General features: G+C 53.1%; 1 pseudogene. It reads left to right on the top strand.

Annotated elements, in window-relative coordinates:
* Positions 1-151, top strand: a pseudogene (locus ACZIRK_RS45620) (IS5/IS1182 family transposase); the annotation flags it as partial.
* Between the last annotated feature and the right edge of the window lie 139 nt (positions 152-290).

The raw sequence follows: 290 nt of genomic DNA, 5'->3' as shown, positions 1-290 counted from the left end.
CAACAAACCCTTCTATGCCGAGCGTCATCTAATCGAATGCTGCTTCTCGAAACTGAAGCGTTTCAGGCGCGTTGCTACGCGCTACGAAAAAACCGCACGAAATTACTTCGCTGTCGTCGCTATCGCCACAACTCTGCTCTGGCTAAGATAACTGTCCACGCGACCTAGCATTACAGTTGTCTTTTTGTTTTGAAGTGCGCGCGCTGGGCGGCGGCCTGGTGAGCTCTACGCCAAAGTGACCATGCGATGATGTGTGCGGGTTGGATTCGCTTTCGAGCGAGTCTGATGGC

Source organism: Bradyrhizobium sp. Leo114 (assembly GCF_055229415.2).
Note: the sequence above shows the minus strand (reverse complement) of the source record. Positions and strands in the feature narration are given on the sequence as shown.